The organism is Kitasatospora sp. NPDC093679, from assembly GCF_040683455.1.
GTDB classification, from domain to species: Bacteria; Actinomycetota; Actinomycetes; order Streptomycetales; family Streptomycetaceae; genus Kitasatospora; species Kitasatospora arboriphila.
The window spans coordinates 102921-128966 of record NZ_JBFBDW010000001.1; the positions used below are offsets into that span (position 1 = coordinate 102921).

The window sequence follows — 26046 nt, forward strand, 5'->3', positions numbered from 1 at the left end:
GAATGGACGCCGTGCTGCACGCGCTGGAGATCACCGGCGCGATGACCTGGGAGATCACCTGGGCCCTGATCCTCGGCTTCCTGCTGTCGGCGGTCGTCCAGGCGGTGGTCCACCGGGAGACGGTCGCCCGGGCACTGGGCGACGACCGGCCGCGGACGCTGGCGCTCGCCTCCGGGCTCGGCATGGCCTCCTCCTCCTGCTCGTACGCCGCCGTCGCACTGGCCCGCTCGCTGTTCCGCAAGGGCGCCGACTTCACCGCGGCGATGGCCTTCGAGATCGCCTCGACCAACCTGGTCGTCGAACTCGGGGTGATCCTGGCGCTGCTGATGGGATGGCAGTTCACGGCGGCCGAGTTCACCGGCGGCCCGATCATGATCGTGGTGCTGGCGGTGCTCTTCCGGCGGTTCCTCCGGGCGCCGATGGTCCGGGAGGCGCGGGAGCACGCCGACCGCGGGGCGGCCGGCTCGATGGAGGGCCACGCCGCGATGGACATGGGCGTGCGCCGCGACGGCGGCTTCCTCCGGCGGCTGGCCTCGCCCGAGGGCTTCACCTCGGTCTCGCACGTCTTCGTGATGGAGTGGGCCGCGATCCTGCGGGACCTCGTCCTCGGCCTGCTGATCGCCGGGGCGGTCGCCGCCTGGGTGCCGGACTCCTTCTGGGAGGCCTTCTTCTTCACCGGCCACCCCGTCGCGGCGAAGATCTGGGGCCCGCTGATCGGTCCGGTGGTGGCCGTCGCCTCGTTCGTCTGCTCGATCGGCAACGTGCCGCTCGCGGTGGTCCTGTGGAAGGGCGGCATCAGCTTCGGCGGCGTGGTCTCGTTCATCTTCGCCGACCTGCTGATCCTGCCGATCCTCAACATCTACCGGAAGTACTACGGACGCCGGACGACGCTCTTCCTGCTCGCCACCTTCTACACCGCGACGGTCGCCGCCGGGTACGCCGTGGAGGTCGTCTTCGGCGCGCTCGGCCTGATCCCCGACCAGGCGGACGCCACCGTGCCCTCCGAAGGGGTCCGCTGGGACTACACCACCTGGCTGAACATCGCCTTCCTGCTGCTCGCCGCGGTGCTGATGGTCCGCTTCCTGCGCACCGGCGGCGCCGGAATGCTGCGGGCGATGGGCGGCGGCCCCGACGCGGCGCGGCACGGGCACGGCACCGTCCCCGGGGCGGGTCCCCCCGTGTGATCGCGCTCCGGCGGGGCAGGCGCGTCCCGATCGGGGCCGCCGGCCCCGCGGCAGCGAACGGAGGTCGATCATGGCCGAGTCTGTGCCACCCCCGGGGCGCGCCACCCGTGCCGACCGGGCGAGCAGCCCGCAGAAGGGCACGATCAGGACGAACGTGCCGGCCCGCCTGGACCGGCTGCCCTGGTCGCGCTGGCACTGGCGCATCGTCATCGGCCTCGGGACGGTCTGGATCCTGGACGGCCTCGAAGTCACCATCGTCGGCAACATGGCCTCCCGGCTGGCCGAGTCGGGCAGCGGCATCGACATCAGCGCCGCCCAGGTGACCACCACCGCGGCGGCCCTCTACGTCGCCGGTGCGTGCAGCGGCGCCCTCTTCTTCGGCTGGCTGACCGACCGCCTCGGCCGGAAGAAGCTCTTCATGGTGACGCTCGGCGTCTACCTCGCGGCGACCGCCGTCACCGCCCTCGCCTGGACGCCCTGGTTCTTCTTCCTCTGCCGGTTCTTCACCGGCTTCGGCATCGGCGGCGAGTACGCGGCGATCAACTCGGCGATCGACGAGCTGATCCCGGCCAGGGTCCGCGGCAGGGTCGACCTGATCATCAACGGCAGCTTCTGGATCGGTGCCGCGATCGGCGCCTTCGCCTCGATCGCCCTGCTGAACACCGCGCTGTTCGCGACCGACGTCGGCTGGCGGCTCTCCTTCGCCCTCGGCGTCGTTCTCGGCCTCGTCATCCTGCTGGTGCGGCGGCACGTCCCGGAGAGCCCCCGCTGGCTCTTCACGCACGGCCGCGCCGAGGAGGCCGAACGTCTGGTGGACGACGTGGAACGGACGGTCGCGGAGGAGACCGGGGAGGAGCTCCCGCCCGCCACCGAGGAGATCACCATCAGGCCCAGGGGCGCGCTCGGGTTCATCACCATCGCCCGGACGGTGACCTCCACCTATCCGCGGCGGACGATCCTCGGCCTCGCCCTCTTCGTCGGCCAGGCCTTCCTCTACAACTCCGTCACCTTCGGCTACGCGGTGATCCTGACGACGTTCTTCGACGTCCCGGACGGCAACACCGGGTACTACTTCGCCGTCATCGCCGTCGGCAACTTCCTCGGACCGCTGCTGCTCGGCCACCTCTTCGACTCGGTCGGCCGCAAACCGATGATCGCCGGCACCTACATCGGCTCGGGCGTGCTGCTCTTCCTGACGGCCTACCTCTTCCAGCAGGGCACGCTCGACGCGACGACCATGACGGTGTGCTGGACGGCCGTGCTGTTCCTCGCCTCCGCCGGCGCCAGCGCCGCCTACCTGACCGTCAGCGAGATCTTCCCGCTGGAGACCAGGGCGCTGTGCATCGCGTTCTTCTACGCCGTCGGCACCGCGATCGGCGGCATCACCGGACCGCTGCTCTTCAACGGCCTGGTCAGCAGCGGCAAGACCGCCGACACCACGCTCGCCTTCTCGATCGGCGCCGCACTGATGGTGGTGGCGGGACTCGTCGAGGCGGCGATCGGGGTGAAGGCCGAGCGCCGCAGCCTGGAGTCGCTCGCCGCGCCGCTCAGCCAGGTGCAGGCCGCGGCCGCCGGGCCTTCCTGACGGCGGGGCGGCAGGCCGTGACACCGGTGCGCGGCACCGGTCCGGCCGGACGGCGACCGCGCCACCCGCGGTCCCCCGCCCGGCCGGGTTCTTCCCGGCTGAGCCGGGCAGACGCGGAACGGAGCCCCTCCGGCCGCGGCGGACCGGACCGCGGCCGCCGGACGGCAGCCGCGGGCGGGGGACAGCCGCTCCGACGGGAGCAGCGCACACAGTGGTCGGACACGGTCGACGGGATGAGCACATGGCGAAGGGCGCCGCAGGTCGGCCACGGCACACCGCCGGGGCCGCACGGACCGTCTCCGAACGCCGCCGGTGCTACTTCGGCGCACCCGGGGACATCCGGTCGGGCCGCGACTTCACCACCAGGGTCCTCGACGAGTGGGGGCGTCCCGGCGGCGAGGAGCGCCGTGCCGACATGCTGCTGGTGGTCTCCGAACTGCTCTCCAACGCCCTCCTGCACGGCGGCAGCCCGATCGAACTCACCCTGGTGCGGGACGGCCCGTCCGCCCGGGTCGAGGTCTTCGACGGCGGACCGGGCAGCCCCGCCCCCCGCGAACCGCTGGAGGCCGCCAACCGGCCCGGCGGCCGGGGGCTGCACATCGTCGACCGGCTGAGCACCGGCTGGGGGGTCGTCCCGCACCACCACGGCAAGACCGTCTGGGCGGACCTCAGCCTCGCCGGCCAGGACGGGCCGGCCGGCGAGGAGCACCACTGACCCGGCCCGTGCATCGGACGGCGGCGCCGGGGCAGACGCGGGTGGGGGAACCTCCCCCGCAAGCCCGAAAGGAGACAGCCGATGCTCGCGCTCGGACTCCTGCTGCTGGCGGCGACCGGTGCCTTCACCGGACTGCTGATCGCCGACAACCTCGACGGCGGACCGACCACCACGGTGGCCGTGCTCGGCAACCACATCGCCACCATGAACAGCCTCGCGGTCTTCCTCGCAGGGATCGCGCTGACCCTGATCTTCGTCTTCGGCTGCCTGCTGGTGGCCGCCGGCAGCCGCCGGCACCGCCGCCGCAGCGCCGAACTGCGCACCTCCCGCCGGGCCCGCGCCGCGGCCGCCCCGGCGGAGCCCGCCACCACCGGGCCGTACACCGACCAGCCCTACGCCGCCGCGCCCGAGCCGCAGCCGTACGCGGACCGGGCACCGCTCGGCGGCGCCACGGGCGGCCCGGCCGACCCCGGGACGCACGCCCCGACCACCACCGGGCTGCGGGCCGACGACACGGCGGCCGAGCCCGCCCCGCAGCCGCAGCCGCAGCCGAAGCGGAGGCAGGGTCTGATCCACCGCCTCGGCCACTGAGCCCCGGCACGTCCGGGACGCCGGGCGCGGGCGTGCGCCGTACGCTGCGCATGCCCGCGCCCGTCCCCGCGCCGGCCCTCTGGAGGGAGTAGAGCATGCCGTCCGCAGCCCTCTTCGACGTCGACGGAACGCTGCTCGACACCAACTACCTGCACACCGCCGCCTGGTCGGAGGCGCTCGCCCAGTTCGGGTACGAGCCGGCGACCGCGCGCATCCACCGGGCGATCGGCATGGCCGGCGACCACCTGCTCGACCACCTGCTCGGCACCGACCGGGACCACGCGCAGGACGACGCGATCAGCGCCGCCCAGCAGGCGCTCTACGCCCGCTTCTGGCCCCGGCTGCGGGCCTTCGACGGCGCGGCGGACCTGCTCCGCGAGGTCGCCGCACGCGGACGGCGGGTGGTGCTGGCGAGTTCGGCCTCCGGACGCGACCTGGAGGTGATGCGGCGGGTGCTCGGGGCCGAGGACGTGCTCTGGGCGGCCACCGGCGCCGACGACGTCGAGACCTCCAAACCCGCCCCCGACCTGGTGCACGCGGCCCTCGACCGGGCCGAGGCAGGCCCCGGCCAGGCCCTGTTCGTCGGTGACACCCGGTGGGACGTCCAGGCCGCGGCGGCGGCCGGCGTCCCGTGCATCGCCGTCACCTGCGGCGGGGTGGGGGAGTGCGAGCTGCGCGCCGCCGGCGCCCTGGAGGTCCACGCCGATCCGGCCGCACTGCTCACAGCCCTCGACGACAGCGCCCTGGGCCGGGCCTGACGGTCCCACGCGCCCCCCTGCGGCATCCGTAGGCCTTTCAAGTCACGTCCTAGCGCCCGCGGCGGGCGCGTCGGCGGGCGCCCCGGAGCAGGACGAACACGGCGACCGCGGCCGCCGCCCCGCAGACCGTCCGCAGGGCCACCGCCGCGGCCGGGACTCCCGCGGTGGCCAGCCCCACCGCGCACACGGCGACCAGTAGCAGCGCGCACGGCGGCAGCCGCCGCAGCGCCCGCCGGACGCCGTCCCACCGACCGAGCCGCATGGTGCGGAGCCGCAGTTCGAGGTCCGCGTCCTGGCCGAGCCGGAGTTCTATCTGGCGGAGTATCCGCCGTTCACGCCAGGAGAGGTCGGGACCGTCCACCGCCGTCACCTCCGTCCGCCCCGGCGGCTCCGGGGAAGTCGCTCCGCCTCCCGAGGCGCGCCGGGCCCGGGGATCCGTTGCACGCCTACCCGGGCGGACCCGCCGGACACCGCCGATCCGCGGGCAGCCGACCAGTGGATTCGCACCTTTCGTCGTTCTCGTTCCGGTTTCATCCACTGTGTGGGGTTAGCGACCCGCCGAGCGGGTAGAACGACCAGACGGAGGTGTCGGGCCCGAGCTGCCCCCCTCCACGACCCGGTGGCCTTCGGCCGTCGGGGATTCCGGCACCTCGACGTGCCGGGGCGCCACCGTCTGAAGCCGTCGGGCGGCCGGGTGTCCCACCCCCGCAGCGTGCTGCGCCGTGCGCGCACGTCCTGCGGTCCCCCCGCCCCACGGAGATGACTCCCCGTGTCCGCTGTTGCCGCTTCCACGACCACCGCCGCCCCTGCGGCGCCCGTCGAACCCACCACCGCCCCGGCCCCGCGCCCGACCCAGCAGGAGATGCGGGCCATGGGCAAGGCCGAGGCCCGGGCCCTCAGCGACGCGCTCTTCGAGCGCCTCGCCGCCCTCGAACCCGGCACCCACGAGTACAGCTACGTCCGCGGCACCATCATCGAGCTGAACATGCCGCTGGTCCGCTTCGTCGCCGCGGGCTTCCGCCACCGCGCCGCCGACATGGACGACATCCTGCAGGTCGGGACGGTCGGCCTGATCAAGGCGGTGGACGGCTACGACCACCGGCGCGGCGTCGAGTTCGTCACCTACGCGATCCCGACGATCACCGGCGAGGTCAAGCGGTTCTTCCGCGACACCACCTGGCCGGTGCGGGTGCCGCGCAGCCTGCAGGAGCTCTACCTGACCGTGGCGCGCTCCTCCGACCGGCTGGAGCAGGACCTCGGCCGGCTGCCCACCCCGCAGGAGCTCGCCGAGGAGCTCGGACTCGCGCCCGACCAGGTCGCCGCAGGCCTCACCGCCGGCCGCGCCTACCGCTCGGACTCGCTGGACGCGCTCCGCGAGGACAGCCCGGACGAGCCCGGCAGCTCCCTCCTGGACCGCCTCGGCGTCTGCGACGCGGACTTCGACCTGGTCGACTTCCGGGAGTCCGTCCGCCCGCTGCTGCAGGAGCTGCCGGAGCGCGAGCGGACGGTGCTGAAGCTGCGGTTCTGGGGCGGCCACACCCAGTCGGAGATCGCGGCCCGGATCGGCGTCTCCCAGATGCACGTCTCCCGCATCCTCGCCGCCACGCTCCGCCAGCTGCGCGAACGCCTGGACGACGCAGGCTCGGACGGCGCCCGCCGGCCCGCCCCGACCGGATGACCCGAAGACCGCGGGTGCACCTCGAGGGGCGCGGGGACCGCGCAACGAGGATGCGGGCCACCCTACGGACCGCGTTCGGGCCCGGGCCGCCGTGACACCGGCCCGGATCGCGCGGACCCGCGCCCCTGGGCGGACCACCCGAACGCCATGACCGGCTCGGGCGGGCCGGGCGCGGCCGCCGGGCTACGCTGGCTCCGTGGCAGGCCGCGCCGAACACCGCCCCGCGGCGCCGCCCGCCCCGGAGCCCGACAACGGCGCCGGGGCGGACGAGCGGTCCGTGCTGCAGGCCACCGTCGACCGGCTGCGGGCCGAGGTCGAGGGCCTGCAGACCGCCATGCGCACCCGCGCCGTCATCGAACAGGCCAAGGGCATGCTCGCGGAGCGCGAGGGCGGCACCCCCGACCAGGCCTTCGACCGGCTCGTCCAGCTCTCCCAGGACACCAACCGCAAGCTGGTGGAGATCGCCGCCGAGGTGGTGGGCGTCGCCGCCCCCATCGAGGACCGGACGGCCGGACCGGACCGCCCCGGCCCGGTGGCCGCCGGCGCGGAGCCGGTCGAGCCGCCCGGTCCGACGCCCGGCCCCGGCCCGGACGCCCCGGAACCCGCCGCCGACGGGCTGCCCGCCCGCGGACTCGCCGCCCGCTACCACCTCGCCGCGGCCGCGCTGGCCTCCGCCGGCACCACCGAGGACCTCGCCCGGCTGCTGCACGACACCGCCCTGGCCCCGCTCGGCGTCACCGCCGCCGTCCTCGCCCTGCTCGAACCCGACGGCGCGCTGCGCCTGGTCGGCAGCCACGGAGTCTCCGCGCGCCGGCTCAGCCAGTGGCAGCGGATCCCGCCGATGACCGCCCTGCCGCTCACCGAGGCCGCCCAGTCGGGCGCCCCCGTCTGGGTCGCCACCCGCAAGGACTTCGCGGCCCGCTACCCCGACGTCCCCGGCGAGGACCTCGTCCCCGGCCGCACGGTGTGCGCGCTGCCGCTGCGCACCGGCGGCCGGGTGATCGGCGCGATGAAGCTCGGCTGGGCCGAGGAGTACCGGCCCGATCCGGACACCGAGCGGTACCTCGCCGCGGTGGCCGCGCTCTGCGCCGCCGAACTGGAACGGGTCGGCGCGGGCGGCACCGCCGGGCCCGGCCGGGCCGCGCCGGTCGCCGAGCCGTGGTTCCGGGCCGTGCTGGACGCGCTGCTCGACCCGGTGCTGATCCTCGGCGCCGTCCGCGACACCGGCGGCGGCGTCACCGACCTGCGGGTCGAGCACGCCAACGCGGCCACCGTCGACCTGGCCGGCCGCACCCCCGGCGACATGGTGGGCCGCCGGCTCACCGAGCTGTACCCGGGCATGGTCGCCTCCGGCACCTTCGGCCGGCTGCTGGAGGTCGCCGCCACCGGTGTCCCGTACGAGGGCGGTGCCGAACGCTTCGAGGAGGTCGTCGGCGGCGCCGTCCGGGCCTCCGCGATGACCCTGCACGCCACGCCGTTCCTGGACGGCGTGCTGGTCAGCTGGCACGCCCACGACGAGCGGGACCGGCGGGAGACCCAGCTCGCCCAGGCCCAGCGGCTCGCCCGGCTCGGCACCTGGAGCTGGGAGCCGGGCAGCACCCGGCTCACCTGCTCGCCCGAGGTCCCCCGGCTGCTCGGCCTGCCCGACGACGGCAGCGGCGGGATCGGCCTCGCCCAGGCCCTGGCCGCCGTCGCACCGGGCGACCGCGAGGAGGTCCGCTCCGCCGCCGCCGGACTGCTCGCCGGGGCCGCCGACACCACGCTGGAGTTCCGGGTCGGCCGGGAGGCGGAGGCGCGCAGCCTGCGGGTGCTCGCCACCGCCGTCCCCGGCCTCGACCGCTCCGCCGCCGTCGCCGTCCGCGGCGTGGTGCAGGACGTCACCGGCCGGCGCCGCGCCGAGCAGGCCCTCGCCGGCACCCGGACCCGGCTCGCCGAGCAGCGCCGCCGCGCCGACACCGAGCACCGGGCCGTCGTCGCCCTGCAGCGCGCCCTGATGGACGCCCCGGCCGGCCCGCGCACCCCCGGACTGCGCACCGCCGCCCGCTACCTGCCCGCCGGGCGGGGCAACAAGGTCGGCGGCGACTGGTGGGACGTCCTCGCCCTGCCCGACGGCACCGTGCTCGTCGTGGTCGGCGACGTCTCCGGCCACGGCCTGCCCGCCGCCGCCGGCATGGCCAACCTGCGGCACGCCCTGCGCGGCCTCGCCTACACCGGCGCACCGCCCGAGGAACTGCTCGCCCGGCTCAACCGGATGCTCTGCCACGAACGCGGCAACTACACCGCCACCGCCGTCTGCGGCCGCCTCGACCCGGCCGCCCGCACCCTCGACTGGGCCCGGGCCGGCCACCTGCCGCCCGTCGTCACCCGCGGCGGCGGCGAGGCCCGGCTGCTGGAGATGCCCGACGGCATGCTCCTCGGCGCGGTGCCCGGCGCCCGCTACCGCCCCGCCCGGCTGCGCCTGGAACCCGGCGACACCCTGCTGCTCTACACCGACGGCCTGGTCGAGCGCCGCGGCGGCGACCTCGGCCAGGGCGTGCACCGCCTGGTCGAGGCACTGCGCGACTACCGCGCCGACGACATCGAGGGCTGCCTCGACCACGTGCTGCGCCGCCTCGGCGCCCCCAACCCGCTCGACGACACCTGCCTGGTCGGGCTGCGCCTGGGCTGACCGGGGCCGCCGGCACGGCGCTGCCGGGGACGGCGGCCCGCGCCGACCTATGGTGGAGGTGAGCACCCCCTCGTACGGGAGGAGCCGGCGATGGACGCCGACACTGCGGCGCGCGGCGGACCCGCGGGCGCCGACCAGCTGACCGTCTCCGTGGACCGGTCGGCCGGCCGCTGGGTGCTGGCGCCGACCGGCGAGCTCGACCACGACAGCGCCGAGCCGTTCCGGGAGGCCCTCGACGGGGCGCTCCGCGACCCTCCCGACCTGGTCGTGGTGGACTGCTCCGGCCTGTTGTTCTGCGACTCCACCGGGCTGAACCTGCTGCTGCGCGCCCGGCTGTCGGCCCAGGCGGACGGCGGCGAGGTGGTGCTCGCCGCCCCCACCGCGATGGTGCGGCGGATGCTGGAGATCACCGGCGCCGGCGAGATCTTCCGGGTGGTCGACAGCACCGCCGAGGCGGGGCCCGGACCGGGCGGCGGTGGATGACCGGGCCCTACGGGCCGGCCGGGCAGGTGCGGCGGCTGGCCCTCTACGAGTCCCGCGGCGCGGTGCAGCACTGCCGGGACTTCACCCGCGAGGCCCTGCACGACTGGGGCTGGCTGCCCGCCGTCGACGGCGAACGCCTGGCGGTGGCCGAGGACGTGCTGCTGATGGTGAGCGAACTGGTCACCAACGCCTGCCTGCACGCCGGCGGGCCGCGCGAACTCGTCCTGCAGCGCACCGGCGGCGGACTGCGGGTCGAGGTGTCCGACGACAGCGTCGACCTGCCCGTGCTGCAGACCGACCGCCCGCGGTCATCGCCCGGCGGGCACGGACTGCGGGTGGTGGACCGGCTGGCCGCGTCCTGGGGCAGCGTGCCGCGCCCGCCCGGCAAGACCGTGTGGCTGGAAGTCGAGCAACCGCTGGACGACCACTGAGCGCGCACCCGTCGTCGCCCGCGGCGGACGGGCGCCCCGGAGGCGGAGCGCCCGGCCCCCCGACGGTGGCAGAGTGGACGTGGAGGACACCCGTTCGGACGTGCCGCACCGTGCCGAGGACGACGATGAACCGACCGATCCCGCCCGAACACCACGGCCCCGGCGGACCCGACCGGTCCGCGGGCCGGTTCCTGCGCTCCGCCGGACCGGACCCCGGGCAGGCCCCCGGGCCGCTGCCCGAGGACGACCTGCGCCGGCTGCTCGCCGGGCTGACGGCCGTCCGCGACGGCGACTTCGGGACCCGACTGCCGGACGGCGGCCCCGGGCTGCTCGGCGAGATCGCCGAGGTCTTCAACGGCATGGCCGACCAGTTGTCCCGGGTGACCGCCGAGGTGACCCGGGTCGCCCGCGAGGTCGGCAGCGAGGGCCGGCTCGGCGGCCAGGCCGAGGTCGAGGGCGTCTCCGGCACCTGGCGCGAGCTGACCGACTCGGTCAACGCCATGGCCGGCAACCTGACCGGCCAGGTCCGCAACATCGCCCAGGTCACCACCGCCGTCGCGGAGGGCGATCTGACGCAGAAGATCGAGGTGGCGGCGCGCGGGGAGATCCTGGAGCTCAAGGACACCGTGAACACGATGGTCGACCGGCTGTCGGCGTTCGCGGGGGAGGTGACCCGGGTGGCCCGGGAGGTCGGCACGGAGGGCCGGCTCGGCGGTCAGGCGGACGTCCGGGACGTGTCCGGGACCTGGCGGGACCTCACCGACTCGGTCAACTCGATGGCCGGCAACCTCACCGCCCAGGTCCGCTCGATCGCCCAGGTCGCCACCGCCGTGGCGGAGGGCGATCTGACGCAGAAGATCGGCGTGGCGGCGCGCGGGGAGATCCTGGAGCTCAAGGACACCGTGAACACGATGGTCGACCGGCTGTCGGCGTTCGCGGGGGAGGTGACCCGGGTGGCCCGGGAGGTCGGGACGGAGGGCCGGCTCGGCGGTCAGGCGGACGTCCGGGACGTGTCCGGGACCTGGCGGGACCTCACCGACTCGGTCAACTCGATGGCCGGCAACCTCACCGCCCAGGTCCGCTCGATCGCCGAGGTGACGACGGCGGTCGCGCGCGGCGACCTCGGCCAGAAGATCCGGGTCGACGCGCGCGGCGAGATCCTGGAGCTGAAGGAGACCATCAACACGATGGTCGACCAGCTCTCCGCCTTCGCGGACGAGGTGACCCGGGTCGCCCGCGAGGTCGGCACCGAGGGCAACCTCGGCGGCCAGGCCACCGTCCGCGGAGCCTCCGGCACCTGGAAGGACCTCACCGACAACGTCAACGTGATGGCGTCCAACCTGACCGGGCAGGTCCGCTCGATCGCCCAGGTCGCCACCGCCGTCGCCCGCGGCGACCTCAGCCAGAAGATCACCGTCGAGGCGAAGGGCGAGGTCGCCGCGCTCGCCGACGTGATCAACACCATGGTCGACACGCTCTCCGCGTTCGCGGGGGAGGTGACCCGGGTCGCCCGCGAGGTCGGCACCGAGGGCATCCTCGGCGGCCAGGCCACCGTGCCCAGCGTCGCCGGCACCTGGAAGGACCTCACCGACAACGTCAACTTCATGGCGCACAACCTGACCAGCCAGGTCCGCAACATCGCCCAGGTCACCACGGCCGTCGCCCGCGGCGAACTCAACCGCAAGATCGACGTCGACGCCCGCGGCGAGATCCTGGAGCTCAAGACCACCATCAACACCATGGTCGACCAGCTGTCCTCGTTCGCCGCCGAGGTCACCCGGGTCGCCCGCGAGGTCGGCAGCGAGGGCCGGCTCGGCGGCCAGGCCGAGGTCGAGGGCGTCTCCGGCACCTGGAAGCGCCTCACCGAGAACGTCAACGAACTGGCCGGCAACCTCACCCGGCAGGTCCGGGCCATCGCCGAGGTCACCGGCGCCGTCGCCGAGGGCGACCTCACCCGGTCGATCACCGTCGACGCCTCCGGCGAGGTCGCCGACCTCAAGGACAACATCAACACCATGGTCGAGTCGCTGCGCGAGACCACCCGCGCCAACCAGGAACAGGACTGGCTGAAGACCAACCTCGCCCGGCTCACCGCCCTCGTCCAGGGCCACCGCGACCTCACCGTCGTCGCCGACCTCATCATGAACGAGCTCACCCCGCTGGTCGGCGCCCAGTACGGCACCTTCTACCTCGCCGAGGACACCCCCGACGGCCCCGAACTCGCCCTGGTCAGCAGCTACGGACGGCCCGCCGGGGACAGCCCGCCCCGGCTGCGGCCCGGCGAGTCGCTGGTCGGCCAGGCCGCCCTGACCCGGCGTCCGCTCGCCGTCACCGACCTCCCCGACGGCTACACCGCCGTCTCCTCCAGCCTCGGCGCCGCCCCGCCGCGGGCCCTCGTCGTCCTGCCGATCACCGTCGAGGACCAACTGCTCGGCGTCCTCGAGATCGCCTCCCTGCACCCCTTCACCGCGGTGCACCGCGACTTCCTCGACCGGTTCACCGAGGCCCTCGGCGCCAACCTCAGCATGCTGCTCGCCAACGCCCGCACCGACGAACTCCTGGAGGAGTCCCAGCGGCTCACCGCCGAACTGCGCGCCCGCTCCGAGGAACTCCAGAACGGCCAGCAGGAACTGCGCGACTCCAACGCCGAACTCGAGGAGAAGGCCGACCTGCTGGCCGCCCAGAACCGCGACATCGAGACCAAGAACCTGGAGATCGAGCAGGCCCGCCGGGAACTGGAGGAACGCGCCCGGCAGCTCGCCCGCACCTCCATGTACAAGTCCGAGTTCCTCGCCAACATGAGCCACGAGCTGCGCACCCCGCTCAACAGCCTGCTCATCCTCGCCCAGCTGCTCGCCCAGAACCCGGCCGGCAACCTGACGGTCAAGCAGGTCGAGTACGCCGAGATCATCCACTCCGCCGGCTCCGACCTGCTGCAGCTCATCAACGACATCCTCGACCTCTCCAAGGTCGAGGCCGGCAAGATGGACATCCACGTCGAGCGCTTCCCGCTGCGCGAACTCCTCGAGTACGTCGAGTCGACCTTCCGGCCGCTCGCCGGACAGAAGCGACTGCACTTCACCGTCGTCACCGCACCCGGCCTGCCGGACACCCTGCACACCGACCAGGCACGGCTGCGGCAGATCCTGCGCAACCTGCTCTCCAACGCCGTCAAGTTCACCGACAGCGGCCGGGTGGAGCTGCGGATCGAACCCTCCAGCCCGGAGGAGAGCACCGCCGACGGCTCGGTGCCGCCCGGCAGCCTCGCCTTCCGGGTCACCGACACCGGCATCGGCATCGCCGAGCAGCACCTGGAGTCCATCTTCGGCGCCTTCCAGCAGGCGGACGGCACCACCAGCCGCCGCTACGGCGGCACCGGCCTCGGACTGTCCATCAGCCGCGAACTCGCCCACCTGCTCGGCGGCACCATCACCTCCCGCAGCACCCTCGGCGAAGGCAGCTGCTTCACCCTGCACCTGCCCGGCGCCGCACTCGGGGAGTCCGCCGAGAGCGCCCCGCCGCGCCCGGCCCGGCTGCTCGTCGTCGAGGCCGACCCCTCCGGCCTGCTCACCGCCGTCGCGACCAGCGCCACCGCCCGCCGCGACCCGCCCGCCGAGATCCGCACCGTCGGCGACGCCGAAGAACTGCGCGCCGCGCTCGACCGGGGCCCGTGGCACTGCGCCGTCGTCGACCTCGACCTGCCCGGCGAGCGGCTGCGCCCCGTCCTCGACGTCCTGCGCGCGGACGGGCCCGCGGTGATCGGCCACTTCGAACGGTCCCCCGACCCGGACCGGCCCGACCGGCCGGACACCCCCGACCTGCCGACGGCCGCCGGCCTCGACGACCTGCGCGAGAGGATCAGGACGGCGACGGCCCCGCCCGAGGAGGCGCCCGCCGCCCCGCCCGCCCCGCCCGCCCCGGCGCCCGTGCACCGCGCCCGGCTGGCCGGCCGCACCGTCCTGATCGTCGACGACGACACCCGGAACGTCTTCGCCGTCACCGGCATGCTCGAACTGCACGGGGCGCGCGTCCTGCACGCCGAGAACGGCCGGACCGGCCTCGACGTGCTGCGCGGCCACCCCGAGACCGACATCGTCCTGATGGACGTGATGATGCCGGAGATGGACGGCGACACCGCGACCGCGGAGATCCGCAGACAGGGCGGCACCGCGGACGTCCCGATCATCGCCCTCACCGCCAAGGCGATGCCCGGCGACCGGGCCCGCAGCCTCGCGGCCGGCGCCAACGACTACATCACCAAGCCCGTCGACACCGAGTACCTGCTCGCCCGGATCCTCCACTGGCTGGACGGCTGACCCTCGTGGACCGGACCGGCCCCGCCGACACCGGGGCGCCCCGCGACCGCGCCGAGCCCGTGGCCGACCGGCTCGCCCTCGCCCTGCGGCGGCTGGAGGCCGAACGCGACGTGCTCCGCGACCGGCTCGCCACCCGCCCGCTCGTCGACATCGCCACCGGCATGCTCGCCGAACGGCTGCGCTGCCCGCCCGCCGACGCCGCCGCCCAGCTCGACGCCCTCGCCGCCGAGGCCGGCGTCCCCGCCGACCGGCTCGCCGCCGAGATCATCGGCGCGACCGCCGTCCCCGGCCCCGACCTCGGCGAGAGCCCCGCCGCCGGCGTCCGGCCGCCGCCCGCACCGCCCACCGAGGCGGACACCGCGGCCCGCGCCCTGCTCGACCGCACCGCCGACCTGCCCGCCGCCGACCTCGCCGTGATCTGGGGGGCCGAACCGGGCGGCGGCCTCACCCTGCTCGGCCACGCCGGCCTCGCCCCCGAGGAGGCCCGTGCCTGGCGCCACGTCCCGCCGGACGTCGACACCCCGGCCCGGTACGCCGCCCGCAGCGGCAGCGGACTCTGGCCCGAGGACGGGCCCGCCGCCACCGGCCTGCCCACCGCCGGCCGGGACACCGCGCCGCACCGGCTCGCGATACCCATGCGCCGCCGCGGCCGGTTGCTGGGGGTCCTCGAACTCGGCTGGGCCGAAGCGCCGCCCCCGCTGCCGACCGCCGCGCCCGCCCGGCTGCGGGCCCTCGCCGAGGTCTTCGCCGTCACCGTCGACACCGCGCCCCCCGCGGTGCGGCCCGAACCGCCGGGCCCGGACACCGCCGCCCTGGAGGCCGTCCTCGACCCGGCGCTGCTGCTCGCCCCGCTGGAGGGCCGCGACGGCGAGGTCGCCGACTTCCGTATCCTGCGCACCAACCACCGCTTCCGCGACCCGGCCGGCCGCCCCCGGCACCTCATCGAGGGCAGCACCCTGCTGGAGTCCTACCCGCTCGCCAGCACCCGCGGCATGCTCGACCGCCTGCTCGCCGTGCTCGCCACCGGCGAACCCGTCCGCGAACGGTTCGTGCTCACCTTCCTCACCGACGACCTGTCCCGGCTGCCGGTCGTCGCGCGGATCGGCGCCGCCCGCACCGACGGCCACCTCCTGGTCAGCTGGCAGATCGAGGACGCCGACGCCCGGCTCGTCGGCCTCGTCCACTCCGCCCAGCGGCTGGCCCGGGTCGGCGGCTTCGAGGAGGACCTCGTCAGCGGCGACGTCCTGTGGAACGAGCGGATGTTCGCCCTGCACGGCCTGCCGCCCGACGCCATCCCCGTGCCGCTCGCCGCCCTCCCGGCCCACGTCCACCCCGACGACCGCCGGGCCGTCCAGCGGCTCACCCGCACCGTCCTGGAGGAGGGCCGGGCCGCCTCCGCCGTCTTCCGGCTGCTGCCGCCCGGCAGGCCCGCCCGCTACGCCCGGATCGTCGCCGAACCCGTCACCGATCCCGCGGGCCGGGTGGTGCTCGTCCGCGGCGCCGGCCAGGACGTCTCCGACCAGCACCGCACCGAGGTCGCCCTCGCCGCCACCCGCGAACGCCTCGCCGACAGCGAGCTGGAGGCCGCCCAGCGGCACCGGCTCGCCCTGCGCCTCCAGGAGGCGATCCTGCCGCCCGAACCGCCGCCGCTGGACAGCGCCGGGCTGCAGGCCGCCGTCCGCTACCGGCCCGCCGTCGAACGCGAACGGGTCGGCGGAGACTGGTACGACATCCTGCCGCTGCCCGACGGCGGCGCCCTGCTCTCCGTCGGCGACCTCGCCGGGCACGGCGTGGGGGCGGCCACCGGAATGGTCGCACTGCGCAACGCGCTGCGCGGGCTCGCCGTCACCGGTGCCGGCCCCGCCCGGCTGCTGCACTGGCTCAACCTCACCGCCCTGGCGCTGCCCGATCCGGCCACCGCCACCGCGGTCTGCGCCCGCTACGACCCGCACACCCGCACCCTGCACTGGGCCCGCGCCGGGCACCCGCCGCCCGTCCTGCTGCAGGCCGGCCGGCCCCGGGTGCTGCCGCTGCCCCGCGGCCTGCTGCTCGGTGCCACCCCCGACGCCCGGTACGAGGAACAGGTCCTGCCCATGGACCCCGGGGACGTGCTGCTGCTCTACACCGACGGCCTGGTCGAGCGGCGCGGCACCGCCGACGAGGAGTCGCTGCGCCAGCTGCTGGCGGCGGCCGGCGCGCCCGGACCCGACCTCGGAGGCTGGCTCGACACCCTGCTGGAGCACAGCCGCTCGGACACCGACGACGACACCTGCCTGATCGCCGTCCGCACCGACCCGCAGGACCCGTAGGACCCGCCGCCCGGCGGGTCCTACGGGTCCCGGGTCCTCAGGCCCCGGCGGTCAGCGCGGCGAGTTCGTCCACCACGTCGCCGTACCGGCCGCGCCGGGCGAAGGCGGCACGCTGCCGGTCGGCGCCGGTGCCGGCCGTGCACAGGCCGGCCAGCAGCTGGCGGACGGTGCCGACGTCCCCGGCGGCCTCCAGGCCCGGCCGGGCGCGTTCCACGAGCAGGTCCACCAGGTGCCGCATCGGTGCGACGCGGCCGGTCACCGGGTCCGCCCCGTTGCCGTTGATGCCACAGAGCGCGGCCGACCAGTGCGCGGCGTCGATCATCGCCGTGGTGTCGGCCCCCGGTACGTCCGGACCGGCCGCCACCGGGTCCTCCGGGAGCTCGGCCAGCATCGTGGTGGCGAGTCCGCGCACCAGCGCCGCCACCAGCAGCGTGGTGTCCACGTCCGCACTGGTGTCGGCGACCCTGACCTCCAGCGTCGGGACGTGCTCGGACGGCCGCGAGTACCAGTAGATCATCGCGGTGTCGAGGATCACCCCGGCGTCCAGCAGACCGCCGACCGTCGCCCGGTAGCCGGGCTCGTCCAGCCGCGGCGCCGGGCCGACCGTCGGCCAGCGCCGGTAGAAGGCGTGCCGCCAGCTCGCGTAGCCGGTGTCCCGGCCCGCACTGAACGGCGAGTTCACCGCCAGCGCCTGGACGATCGGCAGCCACGGCCGCATCCGGTTGTTCAGCGCCAGCGCCCGCGCCCGGCACGGCACGCCGACGTGCACGTGGCAGCCGCAGACCAGGCCCTCCGGACTGGTCGCCACCGCGCCGACGTGCTCGCTGATCCGCCGGTACCGCGCCGAATCGGTGATCGTCGGCGGATGCCCGTCCGCGATCACCGGCATCGCGGTGCCGACCGGACGGCAGTCCGCGCCCGCGGCCGCCTCCCGCAGCACCGCCCGCAGGTGCACCAGGTCGGCGCGCAACTCCGGCAGGCTCCGGGCGGGGCGGGTGCACACCTCGGCCTGCGAGGTGAAGAACTCGGTCTGAACCCGCTCGCCGAGCACGTCCGAAGCCTCCTTGACGACACCGGGCGCGCGGCCGACGGGCAGCCGCGAGTGCCGGTCGACGAGCAGGAACTCCTCCTCGACGCCCACCGTCGGCACCTCCAGCGCCCGGCGAAGGCGGGCCCCGGCCGTCACCGGACCGGACCTCTCGCCGGGGCGGCAGAGCCGCCGGCCAAGCCACCTGCCGGACCGCCGGCCGGGGCGGGCTGCGGGTCCGGCGGCACCGGGTCGGGGCCGGGCACCGGCGGAGCCGGATCCGGCGGCACCGGGTCGGGCCCGGGACCGGGCGGGGAGGGTGGTACCGGAGCCGGTCCCGGGGGCACCGGCTCGGGCCCCGGCGGTACCGGAGGAACGGGGACGGGCGGGGGAGGGACGGGTGCCGGGTCGGGCACCGGTCCGACGTCCGGTCCCGGAGGAACGGGGACGGTCATGGCGTCCTCCTTGTCACGGGGGGCGGGAGGCCGGTCGTCACGCACCGGCCGTCACGCGGGCGGAACACCGGCCTCCGGGCCGGGCGCCCCGTCCATGGTCCGACGGTCCGCGCCGATGCGCAGCCGACCGGGCTGCACGAGCCGGGCTCGCGGGTCTCCCCCCGCCCCGGCGGTTACCCCCTGCCGTCGGGGCCAATCCTGCCGCCGCCGCGCTGCGCCCGGCCGCGATTGGACGGGCCCCGGGCGGGCAGGCGCGCGGTGACGGGCGGCACCGCCGGACACCCTGCGGGCGCCGCCGACGACCAGTGGAGGAACAGCACCGAGGAGGACCGGCCATGACCACCCAGCCTTCCCGCAGCCAGTCGTCGGGCACCGGGCGCGAGCACCCCGACGACGCCTGGCCGCCCACCGACACCCCCGACTCCCGGATGACCGGGGAGGGCGGCCCGCCCCCGCCCGACGACCAGGAACCGGGCGAGGAGGCCGATACGGCGGCCGACCCCGCCGCCGACGAGGACTGAAGAGCACCGAACCCGGGACGGGCGCCGCCCGCCGGGCCGCGGGGCCGGTGGGACGGCGGGCGGGGCCGGTGGGCCGGTGGGACGGGGCCGGTGGGACGGGTTTCGCGGGCGGCCCGGCCGTCCAGACGCAGGGACACCCCCCAGGAGGTGCGCCATGACCCCCGCCGAGCGCTACGCCGTGACCCTGCCCACCGCCCCCGGCACCCACGCCCCGCCCCAGGTCGTGATCGTCACCCCGACCGGGACGTTCGGCCCCGACGGGCGCCCGGTGTACGCCGACGAGTCCGGAACCCTGCTCGTCCAGGTGACGGCCGCGGGCGTCGCCGAGCCCCTGGCGGGCTGCCCCGGCGCCCACGTCTGCCTGCACGCCGTCCCGATGCCCTGACTTGACCGGCCAGGCGTTCGCCCGACCCGTCGGTGCGAGGGGTCGGGCGAAACGCCGGGCCTCAGGCGTGTGCCGGGGTGCGGGCGAACTCCTCGACCAGCGTGCGTTCGAAGGCCGGCAGGTCGGCGGGCTTGCGGCTGGAGACCAGGGTGTTGGGGCCGTCGTGGCAGACGGAGACCTCGCGGTCGACCCAGTGGGCGCCCGCGTTCCGCAGGTCGGTGCGCAGGCTCGGCCAGGAGGTCAGGGTGCGGCCGCGGACGGAGTCCGCCTCGATCAGCGTCCACGGGCCGTGGCAGATCACCGCGACCGGCTTGCGCAGGTCGAAGAAGCCGCGGACGAAGCCCACCGCCCGCGGGTCCATCCGCAGGAAGTCCGGGTTGGCGACGCCGCCGGGCAGCACCAGGGCGTCGAAGTCCGCCGCGGAGACGTCCGCGACCACCGCGTCCACCCGGAAGGTGTCGCCCGGGTCCAGGTGCTCGAACGCCTGGACCGTCCCGCTCTTGGTGGACACCAGCCGGGGTGTGCCGCCGGCCCGCTCCACCGCCTCCCACGGCGAGGTCAGCTCGACCTGCTCCGCGCCCTTCGGCGCCACCAGGAATGCCACCGTCCTGCCCTGCAGACCGGTCATGTCGGCCACCTTCCTCCGTACTCGGGTCCGGGCCGTTCCCCCGAACGTCTCACCGGGTTGCCCGGCACGAAACCGCGGCGCCGGTGCGCATGCTCAGCCACGGCCCCCGGGCCTGCGCCGACGGCAGCGGACGAACACCAGCGGATGGGCCGCGGCCAGTACGGCGAGCACCCCGAAGGCCAGCGCGAGGGCGGCCGGGACGGCGCGGGCGGCCGGGTCGTCGTCCCCGGCGTCCACCGCCCAGAACGCGAACAGGGCGGTCAGGAACGCCAGCAGTGGCGCGGACACCCGGGACAGCGCCTGCCGGGGCCGGCCGGCCGCGGCCGGGTCCCGGTGGAGGTGAGCGGCCGTGCCGTCCACGACCGGTGGGCCCCGGCAGGCGCTGTCCCGGGTGTCCGCGCCACACCCCGGGAGCGCCGGGCGCCCGTTTGTGGCAGGGCGGCCCGGGCAGGCGCACAGTGGAGGGGGTGAAGGAGGCTGCCATGCCCGTCAATCCCGGCCCGCCCGAACTGCGTCCGCACGATCCCGCCGCCGGTGCCGCACGCACCGTCCCGGTGAACCCCGGGCCGCCGCCCGAGACCCTGCGCAGGCCGCACGAGCGGCACGAAAGCCGTCCGCGGCGCCACCGGCACTGGCCGCACCGCCACGACCGGTTCGACCGCCACCACCAGGACGGCCGCGACACCGCGCAGCCGCCGGAGCGGGACACCTGAGCCGACCGCTCACCCGTTCCGTCGCGGTGACGCTGTGTCACTGTTGCGACAGTGTATTGTCACTGCGACATGATATCGCTATTGCGACACAGTGTCACTGATGTGACGGGCCGTCCCGAGTTCAGCCGTGCCCTGGCGCTCAGCGCCGCCGGGGACCGGAGCGGCGCAGCAGCACGACCGGGACGAGCACCCAGCACACCGCGAACCACACCAGCACGGCGCCCGCGATCACCCAGGCGCCCCAGGTGAGGCCGGCGACCTTGAGCAATAGCAACAGAGCCGCGCCGACGTTCAGGCCGAGCAGGACCACCCCGAGCGAGACCATCCGAGCGGCGGCCGCGACCATGCGCGGCTTGATGTGCCGCCCGGCCAGCAGCCGGTGGTAGGAGACCGGTGCCATCAGAGTGCCGGTGGCGATGGCACCGAGGGTCACCACCCCGACGTAGAGGGCCCGGTCGAAGCCGTGCAGCGTGGTGAACCGCTCGGTGAACACCACCGTCAGCAGGAATCCGAACATGATCTGCGCGCCGGTCTGCGCGACCCGCACCTCCTGGAGCAGGTCCGTCCAGAGCCGGTCGGCCCGCTCCTCCGGGGTCTCGTCGCGGCCGTCCGCGGGTGGCTGCTGCTCTGCCATGCTCCCCATCCTCGGTGCGGCGGCCGGGGGGCGCCGCCGGACCCGGCCGCCCGCTCGGGAAGGCCCGCCGGGGAACGCCCCGGGCAGGGTCCGGACGCAGACGGGCGGCCCGCGGGTCAGGAGCGCGGGCCCACCCTCTCGGGCGTCTGGCCCGATCCGCGGCCGGCAAACCCCGCGGGCCGGACGGACCCGCTCACGGGGCCACCGCGGTCAGCACCGGCTGGAAGAACCCGCTCGCCGCCGGCTCCGCCCAGGCCGGCCGGACGAAGCCCGCGTCGAGCACCAGCCCGGTCAGCCGCTCCCGGGTGAGCGCCCAGTACGCGGCGCGCCGGACCTCGGTGCGCACCCCGTCCGGGCCGCTGCGCTCCTGCACCATGTCGAGGTCGTAGTGCTCGCCGTCCTCGTGCCAGTGCCACCGCTGGAAGGTGGTCGTCCTGATCCCGTCGGCCTCGACCACCTGCGGCGGCGTCCCGGTGGGCCGGGTGCGGCGCAGTTCGTCGTACGGACGGGTGCTGATGAGCAGCAGGCCGCCCGGGCGGAGCACCCGCCGCATCGCGTCCAGCGCGGCGCCGACGTCCCCGGCGGTCAGCAGGTGGGGGAGCGAGTTGTCCGCGCACACGACCGCGTCGAACCGGCCCGGGACGAACGGCAGCCGGCGCATGTCGGCGGCGACGGTGGGCAGCTCCGCGCCGCGGACCGTCGCCTCGCGCGCCGCCCGGGCCGCCGCCACCGCGCTGAGGTCGGAGCCGACCACCCGGTGGCCGCGCAGGGCCAGCCCGATCGCCTGGGTGCCGATGCCGCAGGCGCAGTCGAGCACCTCCGCCGGGCCGGACCCGAGGCGGTCGGTGAGCAGCGCGTCCAGGGCGGCGCCCTGCCGCCGGATGCCCGCCTCCCAGTCGGCGTAGATCAGGTGGTAGTCGGCGGCGAGGCCGTCGTAGAAGCCCGCCACCGGGTCCCGCGGTGCCATGCGTCCTCCTGTCACCGTCAGCGGAGCCGGATCTGACGCCCCGTCGGTGTCGCGGCGGCCTCACGTCGGCCTCTCACCGGCCTCACAGCGACGGCGTGTCGTTCCGGTCGGCAGGTCCGGGGTCGGCTCCGGGGGCGACCTCGGCGCGGACGGGGTTGTGGTCGGAGAGGCCGTCGACGTCCTCGACCACGGCGCCGCGGCTGTCGAGGCCGTGCACCACCACGTGGTCGATCCACTGGGACTTCTCCGCGCCGGTCTCGCGCGGTCTGGTCGGCGCTGCGCCGGGCGGGAGTTCGGCGACGGCGAAGCCGGGGCCGAGTTCGGCGGCCACAGTCGTCCGGTCCGCGTTGAAGTCGCCCAACAGGACGGCCGGGCCGTCCGCGGTGGCGGCCACCACCTCCGCCAGCCGGGCGAGTTGGCCGGGCCGGCGGGGGCCGGTGCTCACATGGGTCGCGACGACGAGCAGGCCCGCCGTGCGGACGGCGAGCAGCCCCTTGCCGCGGTCCTCCGCGAAGGCCTCGGCGGCCACCACCTCGCCCGGCCCGTCGACCAGCAGCACCAGGTGCTCGCTGCGGTCGGCCAGCAGGGTGGGGACGCGGCGCGGTGTCGGGATCCGCGGGTAGTCGAGCGTGTGGATGCTCCGGCCGGTGGGCAACGCGGCCCGGAGCGAGGCGAGTTGGTCGCCGCTCACCTCCTGCAGCGCCACCACCCGTTCGGTCAGCGCGGTGACCCGGGCGGTGACGGCGGCGATCCGCGGTGCCTCCTCGGGCCACCGGTCGAGGACGTCACTGCTCCAGTTCTCCGCGTGGACGCGGTGCAGGACGTTCCAGGTGGCAACGGTGAGCATGCCCCCGATGGTACGGGCCGCCGGCGACACCCCGCGTCGCGGGCGCAGCCCCGCGGGTGGCTGCCCCTCAGCCCGCTTCGCCCGGCTGCCCCTTCGCGCTGCGGAGGGTGCGCAGGGCGGCGCTGAAGGCGGCGGCGTCGGCGCCGAGCGGTTCGAAGAAGGCGCGGTCGCAGGCCTCGACGGCCGCGACGGCTCGGTCGGCGAGGGCGCGGCCCTCGTCGGTGGGGGCGAGGGCGCGGGCGCGGCGGTCGTGCGGGTGCGGCAGCCGGTGGACCAGGCCGCGGGACTCCAGGGCGCGCAGGACCTGGGAGGTCATCATCGGATCGGTGGCGGCGTGGTCGGCGAGGTGCTTCTGGGTGACCGGTCCGTCCGCCTGCAGCCAGCTCAGCGAGGCGAGCAGGACGAACTGGACGTGGGTCAGCCCGTACGGCTTGAGGGCGGCACGCTGGGCGGCCTGCCAGCGGTTGGTGACCTGCCAGAGCAGCAGGCCGGGGCTCTCGTCGGGCTCGGTGAAGCCGCTGGCCAGGCGCGGCGGGTGGTCGGTCATGCGGTGACCATAGCGGCCCGGACGAGGGCCAGGTCGTGGGCGGTCAGCTCGACCAGGCCGCGGCGCAGCCGGTACCCCCAGTCGGGGCCGGAGGTCAGGTCGAGCGTGCCGTCGAACCGGGCGAGCGGTGCCTCGGCGGCGCCGGGCAGGTAGTCGACCCGCCGCCGCCAGGGCTTGAAGTCGCCCTCGTCGGCCTGCCACACCTCCTCGTCGGCGACCGTGCCGATGGCGGTGAAGGCGCGCAGCGGGCGGCCGCCGGCGAGGCTCGTCCGGGGCGAGTAGTAGACCAGCCAGTCGCCGGCCGCCAGACGGGCGACCGCGTCCCGGCGGCCGTGGTTGAGCTGGGCGATGCCCAGCCCGGTGCCGCGCAGGACGTGGTCGCGGCAGACGACGCCGAGCCAGGCCCTCATGCGGCGGCCACCGCGCCGTCGGCCTCGGCGGTGGCGGCGAGCCGGTCGAGGTCCTGCTGGAGGCCGGCCCGGATGTCCTTCCCGAGGATCGCGTTCCACAGGGCGGCGAGCGGGCCGTCGAGGGTGACCTCGACGTTGACCAGGGTGCCGCCCTGCTCGGTGCGCTCGACCAGGTGACGGAAGGTCAGCCGGGCTCCCAGCAGTCGGGAGACGTCGGTGAACTCCCGGCCGGGGACGAGCTTCGCGACGGTGAACGGCACCTTGGGGCCGCCCCTGGGCTTGAGCACGCCGGTGGCGCCCTCGACGAACGGGCCGTCCAGGCGGACCCAGGCGGTGTCGGTGTTCCACTCGGGCCAGGTGGCCATGTCGGCCCAGCGGGCGAAGAAGGCGGACGGGTGGGCGGTGGAGACGGTCTGTGCCGTGGCGAGCTTCCTCATGAGGAATACTATGCGCGCTTAGTATCTTCCGCGTCAAGCCCGTCCGCCCGTTGCCCGCGTCCGGGTCGCCCGGCCCGCTCGGCCTGTCCGGCCCGCCCGCCTGTCCGGTGCGGCCCTCAGGCGGCGGTCAGGACGTGCTCCCGGCGGTCGGCCCGGTGCAGGCGGCGTTCGCGGGCGGCGATGTGCTTCGCCACCACCGCGGCGTCCTTGCCGGCGCCGCCGATCAGCATCGAACTGAACGCCCGCTGGAAGGCGAGGCCGCAGAAGTACAGACCGGGCGCGTCCCCGACCACGCCGCGGTGCTCCCGCGGCCAGCCGTCCGGGCCGGTCACCGGCGCGTCGATCCAGCCGAAGTCCTGCCGGAAGCCGGTGCACCAGACGACGTTGGCCACCTCGACCACCCGTCCGCCGTCGAGCAGCGGCATGCCGTCCCGCACCCCGGTCATCCGCTCCGGCACCCGCTCCACCCCGGCCCGCGCCAGGTCGGCGGCCTTCACCCGCAGCAGCGGCCCGCCGTGCGTGCGGACCTCGTCGCGCATCCGCCGTCCGAACGGCGTGCCCGTGGTGAGCACCCGGTCGGCGATCCGCCACAGCACCGGGAACGCCAGCCGGGTCGACCGCGCCTCCAGGGTGAGCGGGATCTGCCCGGTCTCCCGTCCGCACAGCACCGTCCGGTGCCGCCCGGCCACCTCGTACGCCACGTCCGCACCCGAGTGCGAGGCGCCGACCACCAGCACCGGCCCGTCGCGCAGCCGGCCTTCGTTGCGGTACTCGCAGGAGTGCAGCTGCAGGATCCGCGGATCGAGCTCCGGTGCGAAGGGCGGGACGTACGGGCCGCGGCCGAAGGTGCCGGTGGCGACCACGGCGTTCTCGGCGAGCAGCCGGCCCCGGTCGGTCTCCACCACCCACCCGCCGGCCCCGTCGAGGCCGTCGGTGTTTCCGGTGCTCCCGGCACCGGTGGTGTCTCCGGTGTCCGCGGGGGAGAGCCGGGTGACCCGGACTCCGGTGCGCACCGGCAGATCGAACCGCTCCGCGTACGCCTCCAGGTAGTCCGCCACCTGGTCCTTGCCGGGGAAGGACCAGCCGGGTGCGGGGAAGCGCATCCCGGGCAGCCCGTCGTAGCGGGCCGGGCTGTACAGCCGCAGCGAGTCCCAGTGCGAGCGCCAGTTGTCGCCGATCCGAACGCTGCCGTCCAGGATCACGCACTCCCGACCGCGCCGGGCTAGCTGCTGACCGACGGCGAGCCCCGCCTGCCCCGCACCGATGACCACGGTCTCGTGCCGTTCCCCGTTCATGACTCTTCCTCCGTTCCGTCCCCCGGCCCCGCGAGCAGCACCAGCACCCGGTTCAGCAGGGCCTCGGCCTCGGCCAGCCGGCCGCGGGCGACGCAGACCGCGCCGAGCGCCCGCAACGGCACCGCCAGCCGCGGGTCGTCCGGGCCGTACGCCGCCCTGCAGCAGCGGACCGCGCGGCGCAGCGCACGTTCGGCGGCGGCGTGCTCGCCGCGTTCCGCCAGCGCCGCCCCGAGGGCCGTCGCCGCCCGGCCCGCCTGCGCGGGGGCGGGGGCGGGGACGCCCGTCCGGGCCGGTGCGTCGGCAGGTGTCTGTGCGTGGAGTGCCACGGTCGTCGCCGCCTTCCGGGGCCTTCGCCGTACTCCGACGCTAGGCCGCGGGGCCGGGGCGGCACATCGGCAGAACCATGTGTTCCGGGCAGGCGCGGATGGGCAGATGTGCGCAGACGGCCGAGGGCCGCACCGG

The 26046-nt window shown here is 75.7% G+C and carries 26 protein-coding genes; 14 read left to right on the forward strand and 12 right to left on the reverse strand.

What is annotated here, in order from left to right:
* Nucleotides 1–2: 2 nt before the first annotated feature.
* The 5 genes from AB0O09_RS00450 to AB0O09_RS00470 all read left to right on the forward strand — a co-directional run bounded on the left by AB0O09_RS00450 (nucleotide 3) and on the right by AB0O09_RS00470 (nucleotide 4833).
* The gene (locus tag AB0O09_RS00450) at nucleotides 3–1184 is read left to right on the forward strand and encodes a permease (protein WP_363538677.1); all 1182 of its coding nucleotides are present in this window, start codon (nucleotides 3–5) and stop codon (nucleotides 1182–1184) included.
* Between the two features lie 70 nt (nucleotides 1185–1254).
* A complete protein-coding gene (locus AB0O09_RS00455) occupies nucleotides 1255–2769 on the forward strand; it encodes an MFS transporter (protein WP_363538679.1) in 1515 nt (504 codons plus the stop codon).
* Nucleotides 2770–3010: 241 nt separating this feature from the next.
* On the forward strand, nucleotides 3011–3484 hold the full coding sequence (locus AB0O09_RS00460) for an ATP-binding protein (RefSeq protein WP_363538681.1): 474 nt from the start codon (nucleotides 3011–3013) through the stop codon (nucleotides 3482–3484).
* An 81-nt stretch (nucleotides 3485–3565) separates the two neighbouring features.
* The gene (locus AB0O09_RS00465; RefSeq protein ID WP_363538683.1) at nucleotides 3566–4075 is read left to right on the forward strand and encodes a hypothetical protein; all 510 of its coding nucleotides are present in this window, start codon (nucleotides 3566–3568) and stop codon (nucleotides 4073–4075) included.
* Between the two features lie 95 nt (nucleotides 4076–4170).
* The gene (locus AB0O09_RS00470; RefSeq protein WP_363538685.1) at nucleotides 4171–4833 is read left to right on the forward strand and encodes an HAD family hydrolase; all 663 of its coding nucleotides are present in this window, start codon (nucleotides 4171–4173) and stop codon (nucleotides 4831–4833) included.
* A gap of 49 nt (nucleotides 4834–4882) precedes the next feature.
* Here AB0O09_RS00470 and AB0O09_RS00475 read toward each other — a convergent pair whose 3' ends face one another.
* Nucleotides 4883–5194: a DUF3040 domain-containing protein gene (locus AB0O09_RS00475; RefSeq protein ID WP_363538687.1), complete on the reverse strand. Its 312-nt coding sequence runs from the start codon at nucleotides 5192–5194 to the stop codon at nucleotides 4883–4885.
* Nucleotides 5195–5602: 408 nt separating this feature from the next.
* Between AB0O09_RS00475 and AB0O09_RS00480 the strand changes: the two genes are divergently transcribed.
* The 6 genes from AB0O09_RS00480 to AB0O09_RS00505 all read left to right on the forward strand — a co-directional run bounded on the left by AB0O09_RS00480 (nucleotide 5603) and on the right by AB0O09_RS00505 (nucleotide 16718).
* Complete coding sequence (locus AB0O09_RS00480; protein ID WP_363538689.1) at nucleotides 5603–6511, forward strand: SigB/SigF/SigG family RNA polymerase sigma factor; 909 nt, start codon at nucleotides 5603–5605, stop codon at nucleotides 6509–6511.
* Nucleotides 6512–6707: 196 nt separating this feature from the next.
* Nucleotides 6708–9179 (forward strand): SpoIIE family protein phosphatase, encoded by a 2472-nt coding sequence (locus AB0O09_RS00485; RefSeq protein ID WP_363538691.1) that lies wholly within the window; start codon nucleotides 6708–6710, stop codon nucleotides 9177–9179.
* 90 nt (nucleotides 9180–9269) lie between these two features.
* The gene (locus AB0O09_RS00490; protein ID WP_363538693.1) at nucleotides 9270–9662 is read left to right on the forward strand and encodes an STAS domain-containing protein; all 393 of its coding nucleotides are present in this window, start codon (nucleotides 9270–9272) and stop codon (nucleotides 9660–9662) included.
* Nucleotides 9659–10093 carry an ATP-binding protein gene (locus tag AB0O09_RS00495; protein ID WP_363538695.1) on the forward strand — a complete coding sequence of 145 codons (435 nt, stop codon included), beginning with the start codon at nucleotides 9659–9661 and terminating at the stop codon, nucleotides 10091–10093. The genes AB0O09_RS00490 and AB0O09_RS00495 overlap by 4 nt, the downstream gene beginning before the upstream one ends.
* A 125-nt stretch (nucleotides 10094–10218) precedes the next feature.
* Entirely contained in the window at nucleotides 10219–14409 is a 4191-nt protein-coding gene (locus tag AB0O09_RS00500) for a HAMP domain-containing protein (RefSeq protein WP_363538697.1), read from the forward strand.
* A 5-nt stretch (nucleotides 14410–14414) separates the two neighbouring features.
* Entirely contained in the window at nucleotides 14415–16718 is a 2304-nt protein-coding gene (locus AB0O09_RS00505; RefSeq protein ID WP_363538699.1) for a SpoIIE family protein phosphatase, read from the forward strand.
* A gap of 37 nt (nucleotides 16719–16755) precedes the next feature.
* Here the strand turns inward: AB0O09_RS00505 and AB0O09_RS00510 are convergent, their stop codons facing one another.
* Nucleotides 16756–17904 carry a glutamate--cysteine ligase gene (locus AB0O09_RS00510; RefSeq protein WP_363538701.1) on the reverse strand — a complete coding sequence of 383 codons (1149 nt, stop codon included), beginning with the start codon at nucleotides 17902–17904 and terminating at the stop codon, nucleotides 16756–16758.
* Between the two features lie 631 nt (nucleotides 17905–18535).
* Between AB0O09_RS00510 and AB0O09_RS00515 the strand changes: the two genes are divergently transcribed.
* Entirely contained in the window at nucleotides 18536–18721 is a 186-nt protein-coding gene (locus AB0O09_RS00515) for a hypothetical protein (protein ID WP_363538702.1), read from the forward strand.
* Between the two features lie 154 nt (nucleotides 18722–18875).
* On the forward strand, nucleotides 18876–19106 hold the full coding sequence (locus AB0O09_RS00520) for a DUF6296 family protein (RefSeq protein ID WP_363538704.1): 231 nt from the start codon (nucleotides 18876–18878) through the stop codon (nucleotides 19104–19106).
* A gap of 61 nt (nucleotides 19107–19167) precedes the next feature.
* Here the strand turns inward: AB0O09_RS00520 and AB0O09_RS00525 are convergent, their stop codons facing one another.
* Nucleotides 19168–19734 (reverse strand): type 1 glutamine amidotransferase domain-containing protein, encoded by a 567-nt coding sequence (locus AB0O09_RS00525; RefSeq protein ID WP_363538706.1) that lies wholly within the window; start codon nucleotides 19732–19734, stop codon nucleotides 19168–19170.
* A gap of 93 nt (nucleotides 19735–19827) precedes the next feature.
* Nucleotides 19828–20022, reverse strand: coding sequence for a hypothetical protein (locus tag AB0O09_RS00530; protein ID WP_363538708.1), 195 nt, complete (start codon nucleotides 20020–20022; stop codon nucleotides 19828–19830).
* A 194-nt stretch (nucleotides 20023–20216) separates the two neighbouring features.
* Between AB0O09_RS00530 and AB0O09_RS00535 the strand changes: the two genes are divergently transcribed.
* Nucleotides 20217–20447: a hypothetical protein gene (locus tag AB0O09_RS00535; RefSeq protein ID WP_363538710.1), complete on the forward strand. Its 231-nt coding sequence runs from the start codon at nucleotides 20217–20219 to the stop codon at nucleotides 20445–20447.
* Between the two features lie 139 nt (nucleotides 20448–20586).
* On the opposite strand, the gene AB0O09_RS00540 is transcribed toward AB0O09_RS00535, so the two are convergent.
* The 8 genes from AB0O09_RS00540 to AB0O09_RS00575 form a co-directional block, all read right to left on the reverse strand.
* Nucleotides 20587–21081 (reverse strand): DUF6328 family protein, encoded by a 495-nt coding sequence (locus AB0O09_RS00540; RefSeq protein WP_363538712.1) that lies wholly within the window; start codon nucleotides 21079–21081, stop codon nucleotides 20587–20589.
* Nucleotides 21082–21274: 193 nt separating this feature from the next.
* The gene (locus AB0O09_RS00545) at nucleotides 21275–22048 is read right to left on the reverse strand and encodes a class I SAM-dependent methyltransferase (protein ID WP_363538714.1); all 774 of its coding nucleotides are present in this window, start codon (nucleotides 22046–22048) and stop codon (nucleotides 21275–21277) included.
* Between the two features lie 82 nt (nucleotides 22049–22130).
* Nucleotides 22131–22895, reverse strand: a complete 765-nt coding sequence (locus AB0O09_RS00550; RefSeq protein WP_363538716.1) for an endonuclease/exonuclease/phosphatase family protein — start codon at nucleotides 22893–22895, stop codon at nucleotides 22131–22133.
* A 67-nt stretch (nucleotides 22896–22962) separates the two neighbouring features.
* Nucleotides 22963–23442 carry a MarR family transcriptional regulator gene (locus tag AB0O09_RS00555; RefSeq protein ID WP_359985695.1) on the reverse strand — a complete coding sequence of 160 codons (480 nt, stop codon included), beginning with the start codon at nucleotides 23440–23442 and terminating at the stop codon, nucleotides 22963–22965.
* A complete protein-coding gene (locus AB0O09_RS00560; RefSeq protein ID WP_363538718.1) occupies nucleotides 23439–23852 on the reverse strand; it encodes an EVE domain-containing protein in 414 nt (137 codons plus the stop codon). Before AB0O09_RS00560 ends, AB0O09_RS00555 begins: the two co-directional genes overlap by 4 nt.
* Nucleotides 23849–24289 (reverse strand): SRPBCC family protein, encoded by a 441-nt coding sequence (locus AB0O09_RS00565; RefSeq protein ID WP_363538720.1) that lies wholly within the window; start codon nucleotides 24287–24289, stop codon nucleotides 23849–23851. The genes AB0O09_RS00560 and AB0O09_RS00565 overlap by 4 nt, the downstream gene beginning before the upstream one ends.
* A gap of 116 nt (nucleotides 24290–24405) precedes the next feature.
* Entirely contained in the window at nucleotides 24406–25584 is a 1179-nt protein-coding gene (locus AB0O09_RS00570; protein ID WP_363538722.1) for an NAD(P)-binding domain-containing protein, read from the reverse strand.
* On the reverse strand, nucleotides 25581–25910 hold the full coding sequence (locus AB0O09_RS00575) for a tetratricopeptide repeat protein (protein ID WP_363538724.1): 330 nt from the start codon (nucleotides 25908–25910) through the stop codon (nucleotides 25581–25583). The genes AB0O09_RS00570 and AB0O09_RS00575 overlap by 4 nt, the downstream gene beginning before the upstream one ends.
* Nucleotides 25911–26046 lie beyond the last annotated feature (136 nt).